The 1,755-nt window shown below is 56.0% G+C and carries 3 protein-coding genes; 1 reads left to right on the top strand and 2 read right to left on the bottom strand.

The genetic code is table 11. From position 1 onward, the window contains the following. Window positions 1–301 (bottom strand): hypothetical protein (locus ACS8YF_RS19490; RefSeq protein ID WP_440851752.1); only part of this gene is annotated, 301 nt, incomplete at its 3' end. Between the two features lie 99 nt (window positions 302–400). Between ACS8YF_RS19490 and ACS8YF_RS19485 the strand changes: the two genes are divergently transcribed. Next, window positions 401–1,351, top strand: coding sequence for an IS1595 family transposase (locus ACS8YF_RS19485; RefSeq protein ID WP_440851751.1), 951 nt, complete (start codon window positions 401–403; stop codon window positions 1,349–1,351). Window positions 1,352–1,502: 151 nt separating this feature from the next. On the opposite strand, the gene ACS8YF_RS19480 is transcribed toward ACS8YF_RS19485, so the two are convergent. Further along, a partial coding sequence (locus ACS8YF_RS19480) for a hypothetical protein (RefSeq protein WP_440851750.1) occupies window positions 1,503–1,755 on the bottom strand: 253 nt, incomplete at its 5' end.

Here is a 1,755-nt window from a genome sequence, read left to right as displayed (position 1 = left end):
TTTTCTCGTTGTTTACCGAATCCTGCGCGGCGCAATCGATCACTGCCGCGAGCTCCTCAGCCGGCGGAAGCAATCCTTGACTTCTATTTTTTTTGGATCCATCTACTTTTGACGCGCTGATCCTGAATCCAACGGCAATCTCCGGATCGTTTTCGTCGAAAATAGATTCGATCGATTCGAGCTTCAGTCCGGCCGATGCCGCTCGTGGACAGATAAATCGCTGCAGCTCGGCGAGGCGTTGTTTGAACATGGTGTAATGCGTTGGGGCAAACGCATACTCGGCAATGATCGATCCGGCCATATCAAATCCCATCTTGATTAGTTCGCAAACTCAGCGGGGTCACGATCTGACCCACCGGCTCGGGATAATAAAGCCATAACACCGATACGGAGGATCGTTATGGCAATGAATCGCGTGCAATTTCAACCCGGCCTGTCGATGGCCGAGTTCATCCAACGCTATGGCACCGAGGCCCAGTGCGAAGCCGCGTTGATCGAATCGCGCTGGCCGCAAGGATTCGTATGTCCCGCCTGTCGTTGTCATCTGCACACGACGTTCGAGCGCGCCGGCCGCACCCATTGGCAATGCCGTCGCTGCCGACATCAGACCACGGCCACCGCCGGAACGATCTTCGCGTCGACGAAGTTGCCGCTGACGACCTGGTTTCTGGCCATGCATTTGCTGACCCAGGCCAAGAACAACGTCTCGGCGCTTGAACTGATGCGCCATCTGGGCGTGGGCTATAGCGCGGCATGGCGGATCAAGCACAAGATCTTGCAGACCATGGCCGCGCGTGAATCGCGCCGTCAGTTGTCCGGGCGAGTCGAGATCGACGATGCCTATCTGGGCGGCGAACGGTCGGGCAAACGCGGGCGCGGCTCGCCCAACAAGGTGCCGTTCGTCATCGGCGTGTCCACCGTGGGCGACAACCAGCCGCACCAGGTCGCGATTCACTGCTTGCCGTTCACCAAAGACGCGATCAGTGCGTGGGCGAATACGGCGCTGCATGCCGATACGCAGGCCTGGTCGGACGGTCTGCCGGCCTTCGGTGCCCTGGCCGCGGAAGTGGCCGAACATCATCCCGTCGTCACCGGCTCGGGACGAGCCGCGGCGGAACACGCCGCATTCCGTTGTGTGAATATTGTGCTGGGTAATCTCAAGACCGCCATTGCCGGCACCTATCATGCATTCAACTTCGCCAAATACGCACCGCGCTACCTGGCGGAATTTCAGTATCGCTTCAATCGCCGCTATAACCTGCGCTCGATTTTGCCGCGATTGGTGCGCGCCGCTGCGTTGACAAGGCCTTGCGCCGAATCCGACTTGCGGCGGGCTGCGTTTGCGAACTAATCAAGAATCCCATTCGTAGCCGTGCCGTGTCCGGTTGAGACGTGGTGAACGAGGCGTGACCGATAAATTAGTATATATAAACAGTTAAGTAAAGAATGGAGTAAATACATCAAAATGATGTAAAAACTCACGAAATGATAAGCGATTATTCCTATCTAATCTTGGTATGCGTGTCGCAGATAGAATGGGTGCGAGATTGGGGGCCGCCGAGAGACATGCCTAAGCGATAATCTTTATATGGATGCGACCGCTGTGAGTATGAGATTGAACCCTCAAGGCTGAACAATGCTGCTGACAAATAGTTGCCGAAGAAGCAGTTTGCGTGTTCTTCGGTTTTACGCTCGAATTTTTGATGCTGATCTTTACGGCAAAAAGCGCGCACGCTCGCGGCAACAGCGGCTGGA

The organism is Salinisphaera sp. SWV1 (genome assembly GCF_052044155.1).
In the GTDB taxonomy this organism is placed as follows: Bacteria; Pseudomonadota; Gammaproteobacteria; order Nevskiales; family Salinisphaeraceae; genus Salinisphaera.
Note: the sequence above shows the minus strand (reverse complement) of the source record. Positions and strands in the feature narration are given on the sequence as shown.

Excerpts from the sequence above, each read along its gene's own strand:
- ACS8YF_RS19485 (WP_440851751.1), top strand. The coding sequence starts at position 401 with ATGGCAATGAATCGCGTGCAATTTCAACCCGGCCTGTCGATGGCCGAG.